Below are 6,000 nucleotides of genomic sequence, written 5' to 3' on the forward strand. Positions count from 1 at the left end.
TTCCTCCTTGATGAACAATTTTGTGGCAGCAGCTCTATAAGCCTCGTCAGCCGGCTGTACGAGAAAGACATATCTCACAGAGGAAAGTTTTGAATAAATTACGGCAAGAGTTGCCAGGAGAGCAACGGTCAGCGTTATCCACACTATACGCTCTATTCTCATGATTATGACCTACGTAGCAGCGAAGCGCTCTGTCACCGCCGATGAATCGACGTATACCCGGCCAGCGTGACACAAAGGAACACTTTACCAAATTCCGCCAGAGCAGACTATGGGCACGCAGTTTAGTATAGTGTCCCCGAAACTCCGCGCGCGCCGCGGGGGCAGCCGACGGTAGGCCTAATTAGTATAGTGGACTGCACCCCTTGAGTGAGACACGGTAATTGGGTGACACGGTAGCCGAGGAGGGATCGTGTCGGACCCAACGCCAAGGATATTCACGACAGAGTTCAAGGAACGCGCGGTGTTGCGGCTGGAAGCTGGCGAGCAGGCTACAGCGCTGGCTGCCGATCTGGGTGTACGTCGCAAGCTCTTGTACGATTGGGCCAAGGCCTATCGTGCGCACGGCGTGGCGGGGCTGAACCGCAAGCGCGGTCCAAAGCCCGGAGGCCGCCGTTCGAGTCCGCCGCCTGAACGCACGGCGCCTGCCGACCCGCTGGCGCAGGCCCAGGCGCGGGTTGCAGAGCTTGAGCGCCTCGTCGGGCGCCAGCAGGTCGATCTGGATTTTTTTCGCAGAGCCTTGCGGCTCACGGACGCGGGCAGCCCGAGCGGCACCGCGCCCACATCTACGCGATCATCGAAGCCATGACCGCGCAGGAGACGCAAGGCGACCCCACCATCCGGCGGCTGTGCCAGCTCGGCGGTGTCTCGCGCGCCGGCTATTATCGCCACTTCGACGCGCACGCGCCGGCACGTGCTGACGCGGATCTGCGGGATCAGGTCCAGCGGCTCAGCCTGGTGCATCGACATTATGGCTATCGGCGGATCACCGCCCAGCTGCGGCGTGAGGGGCACATCGTCAACGCCAAGCGGGTGCTGAGGCTGATGCGCGAGGATAATCTGCTGTGCCTGCGCAAGAGCCCGTTCGTGCCGCGCACCACCGATAGCCGACACGGCTTTGCAATCGTACCCAACCTGATCCGTTACCTGGTGCCGACCGGCCTCGATCAGATCTGGGCCGCTGACATCACCTATGTCCGGCTCGGCGAAGCCTTTATCTATCTCGCCGTCGTGCTCGACGCCTTCAGCCGCAAGGTGATCGGCTGGGCGCTCGACGATCATCTCGAGGCACGCCTCGCGATCGAGGCGCTCGACATGGCGATCGGCGCGCGCAACCCTGCGCCTGAGACACTCATCCATCACAGCGACCGCGGCGTGCAATATGCCAGTATCGACTATGGCCGACGCCTCGAAGCGCACGGCATCGCCATCAGCATGAGCCGCGTCGCCAACCCTTACGACAACGCCAAGGCCGAGAGCTTCATGAAAACCCTGAAAGCCGAAGAGGTGAACGGCAAGGCCTACGCAACCCTCGCTGAAGCTCGCCGCGACATCGGCCAGTTCATCGATACCGTCTACAACACACAGCGCCTGCACTCAGCGCTCGGATACAAGCCGCCGGTCGAGTTCGAAGCTGAACTCGGCCTCTCCACCAACCATCAAATCTATGGCAATATCGCTGTGTCACTCAATTAGCTGTGTCTCAACACAGGGGTGCACTCCACTATATTAAATAGCCGTCACCTTTCCGCGACCTCATTCGAAACCGGCGGCGCCGGCGATGCGTGAAACTGGCCCGACAGCGCGTGGTAAAGCTTGTGCCGGCAAATCATCGTGCTGACGGCATCGGCAATCAGCGCCGTTGCGAACAGCGGCAGGATCATGGTCCGGTCAGCCGTCATCTCCATCATGATGATGACCGCCGTCATCGGCGCCCGCACCACGCCGGTGAAATACCCGACCATGCCAAGCAGCACGATCGCCCCCGCCGGACTGTCCGGAAAGAAATACGAAATCAGCTGCCCGAGCCCAGCACCGACCGACAAAGAAGGGGCGAAGATACCGCCCGGCGCACCGCTCAGCGCCGTGGCGAGGGTGCTCACGAATTTGGCCGGCCCGAATATCATCGGTGAGGCCTGTCCGGCGAGAAGCAACTTGGTGGTGCCATAGCCGGTCCCCCAGGTCAGCCCGTTGGTGGCCCAGCCGGTAAGGGCGACGACGAACCCGCACATCGCCGCGAGCACCACCGGGCGCGACCGGAGACGTCTCAACCACGCCTGGCCCGGCCGCATCATCGCGATAAGGCAGCGGGCGAAAAGCCCGCCCGTCACGCCGCCGAGCACCCCGGCGATCGGCGAGACCTCGAGCATCACGCGGATCGGCAGGGCGCCGTCCATCGCGCCGAAATACACATAATCCCCGGCAAGGCTCAGGCTGACGAGCCCCGAGATCATCACCGCAGCCATCACCATCACGGCCACCTTCTGTTCGAACGCAGCGGCCAGCTCCTCGATCGCGAAGGCAACCCCGGCAAGCGGGGTGTTGAAGGCGGCGGCAACGCCCGCCGCGCCGCCGGCGATGATGATGCCCGCCGAGACCGGAACCCGCAGCCAGCGGTGCACCGCCACCATCAGCGCCGCGCTGACCTGCACGGTCGGGCCCTCACGCCCGACCGATCCGCCGGCGAGCAGCATCGCGATCGTGCCGCACAATTTGGCCGAAGCAGTCCGTAGCGACAAAAGCTCGCCATGTGCATGCCGCTCGGGATTGTGGCCGGCCGCCATCACCTGCGGGATGCCCGAGCCACGCGCCGCGGGAAAAAAGCGGTGAGTCGCATGGATGACCGCCGCGAACACCAGCGGCGTGACGATGAAGGGCGCATAGGGCGAGATCGCCGCCAGATGCAGGAAGAGATCCTGCGCAACCTCACCCACGCGCGCAAAGACGATCGCCACCAGCCCGAGCGCAACCGCGCCGACCACCGCCGCCAGACGCGTATGGACAGTGGCGACGTGCCTGCCGGTCAGCCAGCTGCGAAGGTTTTTGAGCATGAGGCGGCCTTAGCTGGCCTCGCCAATCCGGCAAACACACAGTTTGTTGCGGGCACCGCTTTTGGTGACCGTCAGCTGACCTCGTGTTCGAATTCCGGCCGAACGGCTTTGACAGGCGGGCATTGGAACGGGCCGGAGGCCATTCCAAACTGCTGTAATGCCGCTGAAATACTTAGCAGTGGCACATCATTGTATCTCCGCGCAGCCATGCAGAGGGCCGAAATTCCAGAGGATCGTCCCTTCCGCCGGCGGGGATGAGCTGCCGCCAGGCCGCAGCTCATCCCTTGTTTTTCAGTTCTTCCGACCGGTCACCGTGCCGGCTGCGCTAAGGGCGCTGCCGTTGATCGACCACTGATACCCCATCTCCAGCGCCTGGGGGCCGAAAAAAGCCCCCGAAAATACGCCGTTGGCGCCGGTCCCGCTCACCGTGCCGGTAAAGCCCGGGCCGGCAGAGGTAAGGGTGCCCGTGCCGTTGAAGGTGCCGAAGTTGGTCACCGCCGGGCCGGTCTGAGTCCCGCCAAGCGTCATCGCGGTGGTGATCGCTCCGGTGCCGAAATTGGCGGAGAAGGTGGCGGTGCTGCTGCCGGTGAGCGTATAGGGGGCGGCCGTCCCTGGTACGACGGCCGAGCCGCCGATCGCAGTGGAATATGTGGCGGTTCCAGTCTTCGGCATATCGCTCGCGATGGTCGGCGCGCCGCCTACCGCCAGTCGAACAAGCCCAGTACCGTTCGTCGTATCGAAACGCCCCCAGGATCCGGTCAGCGTGTAACTGAGCGGTACGCCGGATACGCTAGGCACGCTCAGGAAGAATTGGTCGCGGGTCGTGCCCGTAATCTTGACCCAGACCTGCGCATTGCTGCCCGGCGGTGGGGTTTGGGCATTGGAGGGGTCGAACGTCACGGTGCTGCCGTCCGGCGCTGTCAGCCTGTAGCTGTCGTTGGCGACGGTGTAGGCGACGGTGACGCCGCTGCCGAACGTCTGGGTTGACGCGTTCGAGAAACCAGTCGGGCCGGTATTATACTGGACGCCGCCGGTCTGGAACGTGCGGTCGCCGGTCATGTCGACGATCTTGGTATAGGAAGCCGGGGTAGGTGTCGGCGTGCTGCTTAGTCCGCCCCCGCCGCTACCGCCGCTGCACGCCGAAAGTGCGGCGAACACGGGCAATGCCGTACCCAGAAGGAACGCTTTTCGCAGAGCTTTCATAACCTGACCCCTTTTCGATCAAAATGCTGATGTGATGCCGAATTCGGCCGCGACTCTCTTGTACTCATAAAGGCTTATGGTGGAACGATTGCGCTCCAGGCGAAGGCGCGTGAAAGGAGCGAATCCCCTGATTTGCAAGGCGCGCCAGGTGGCGCTCCCGGTAAGGGAGAATTGCTGGTCGGTCCGCCGCTTCGGATAAAGCGCCAGGCGCGCATCGGCTTCAAGCCGCCTATACGCCAATCCCAATACCGCAGTCGTCCGGCCGAACTCCCGAAAGGCGTAGCCGCTCACCGCACCGGTGACGTTGCCATAACCAGGATCGCGAGCGACCTGCCGCCCGGCTGAGACTTGCAGCCCGCCACCGGAACGCGCGGTGAAGGCCCGGTCGAGCTCCGCTCCAAGCGAATAGGTGCTGCTATCTTCCAATGCGTTGCGACGGTTGGTCATACGCCCCGCTCCGGCATCGAGGCGCAGCATCATGCGCTTGCCGAGCGGATGCTGCCACTGGGTCGTCCCGCCGATGGTCACGCTGTACGGCCTGGTTCCGTACCATCGCCATGCCGGGCCAGCCGATACGATAATCCGGTCAGTACCCGAAACCAGTTCGGGGCCGGCCTGCACGGCCAGCACGAAATCGTCGAACTGCGATGCACGGTACAGATCCGCACTCCCTGAAACCCGCATCAGCAGATTGGCGTGTTGCGTCAGTTTCCGGCGTACATATCCCTGGCCCCTGAGCGCCAGGCCGACGCCCGACCGCTCGCGCGTGTCGTCTCCCAGCGTGAAATCCCCGAGCACAGTGCCAAGCGTGTCCGATCGGGTTGCACGGTTCACATTGCTGTCGGGCACGATTGCCACTTCGAAGCTGCCGCCCAGCACCTTCCGGGTTTCAAGCGCGTTCGCATAGAACCGCACCATCTGTTGCACCTCCGGCGGAAGGCCGGCGGCCTCAGCGGCACGAAATTCGCGCTCGGCGGCGCCCACATTCCCAATCAGCGCCAGCACGCGCGCAAGTTCGAGCCGCACCCGAGCCGATTTCGGCTGTTCGTCGAGGATATGACGGAACTCGATCGCCGCGGCGCGATATTCGTGCCGCTGATCGGCGAGCATCATCCCCAGCCGAAAGTGCGCCTCGGCCCGAAGCTGCGGATTCGGATTGCTCGCCAGGGCGCGGTACGCAGCTTCGGCCGTCGCGAAATCGCCTGCATCGCGTGCGGCATCGGCATAAGCGAAAAATTGGGCTGTCGTAAATGAACTGGCCCGATCCGCCCCGGCCGGCGGAGCGGATTCCTGGGGGTATACAGCCCCACCAACTGGCAGCGAAATGCTGACCAGCGCCGAAGTGGCGTGCTGAAGCGACGTCTTTCTCCCCCGGATGCAGGCGGACACAATGGCCCGAAAAATGAAGTAAGTCCACAAAATAGATGGAGAAATTCGCCGCTTCGGTTCCAATTGACAACCGTCGAGTGCGCCTGGTCGGGCATGTCAAATTACGGGGACACCAAATTACGGGGACACTATTGGAGTGCACCCCTGTGTTGAGACACAGCTAATTGAGTGACACAGCGATATTGCCATAGATTTGATGGTTGGTGGAGAGGCCGAGTTCAGCTTCGAACTCGACCGGCGGCTTGTATCCGAGCGCTGAGTGCAGGCGCTGTGTGTTGTAGACGGTATCGATGAACTGGCCGATGTCGCGGCGAGCTTCAGCGAGGGTTGCGTAGGCCTTGCCGTTCACCTCTTCGGC

General features: G+C 63.0%; 7 protein-coding genes. 3 read left to right on the forward strand and 4 right to left on the reverse strand.

The features are described 5' to 3' along the window. Window positions 1-412: 412 nt before the first annotated feature. Window positions 413-808, forward strand: coding sequence for a transposase (locus tag AC1DVS_RS18680; protein ID WP_478025423.1), 396 nt, complete (start codon window positions 413-415; stop codon window positions 806-808). Beyond that, window positions 805-1,695: an IS3 family transposase gene (locus AC1DVS_RS18685; protein WP_478025424.1), complete on the forward strand. Its 891-nt coding sequence runs from the start codon at window positions 805-807 to the stop codon at window positions 1,693-1,695. Before AC1DVS_RS18680 ends, AC1DVS_RS18685 begins: the two co-directional genes overlap by 4 nt. Before the next feature lie 44 nt (window positions 1,696-1,739). Here the strand turns inward: AC1DVS_RS18685 and AC1DVS_RS18690 are convergent, their stop codons facing one another. The 3 genes from AC1DVS_RS18690 to AC1DVS_RS18700 form a co-directional block, all read right to left on the reverse strand. Then, window positions 1,740-3,050 carry a chloride channel protein gene (locus AC1DVS_RS18690; RefSeq protein ID WP_478025425.1) on the reverse strand — a complete coding sequence of 437 codons (1,311 nt, stop codon included), beginning with the start codon at window positions 3,048-3,050 and terminating at the stop codon, window positions 1,740-1,742. 291 nt (window positions 3,051-3,341) lie between these two features. Beyond that, entirely contained in the window at window positions 3,342-4,253 is a 912-nt protein-coding gene (locus AC1DVS_RS18695) for a transferrin-binding protein-like solute binding protein (protein ID WP_478025426.1), read from the reverse strand. Between the two features lie 18 nt (window positions 4,254-4,271). Next, on the reverse strand, window positions 4,272-5,366 hold the full coding sequence (locus AC1DVS_RS18700; protein WP_478025427.1) for a surface lipoprotein assembly modifier: 1,095 nt from the start codon (window positions 5,364-5,366) through the stop codon (window positions 4,272-4,274). Here AC1DVS_RS18700 and AC1DVS_RS18705 point away from each other — a divergent pair. Then, entirely contained in the window at window positions 5,343-5,507 is a 165-nt protein-coding gene (locus AC1DVS_RS18705) for a hypothetical protein (protein ID WP_478025428.1), read from the forward strand. The two genes, AC1DVS_RS18700 and AC1DVS_RS18705, sit on opposite strands and share 24 nt — an antisense overlap. 295 nt (window positions 5,508-5,802) lie before the next feature. On the opposite strand, the gene AC1DVS_RS18710 is transcribed toward AC1DVS_RS18705, so the two are convergent. Beyond that, window positions 5,803-6,000 (reverse strand): integrase core domain-containing protein (locus AC1DVS_RS18710; protein WP_478025429.1); only part of this gene is annotated, 198 nt, incomplete at its 5' end.

The sequence above is a fragment of the Sphingomonas sp. P3_C5 genome, assembly GCF_056402635.1.

Coding starts and splice junctions, on each gene's coding strand:
- AC1DVS_RS18685 (WP_478025424.1), top strand. CDS start 805: ATGACCGCGCAGGAGACGCAAGGCGACCCCACCATCCGGCGGCTGTGC.
- AC1DVS_RS18690 (WP_478025425.1), bottom strand. CDS start 3,050: ATGCTCAAAAACCTTCGCAGCTGGCTGACCGGCAGGCACGTCGCCACT.
- AC1DVS_RS18695 (WP_478025426.1), bottom strand. CDS start 4,253: ATGAAAGCTCTGCGAAAAGCGTTCCTTCTGGGTACGGCATTGCCCGTG.
- AC1DVS_RS18700 (WP_478025427.1), bottom strand. CDS start 5,366: ATGATGCTCGCCGATCAGCGGCACGAATATCGCGCCGCGGCGATCGAG.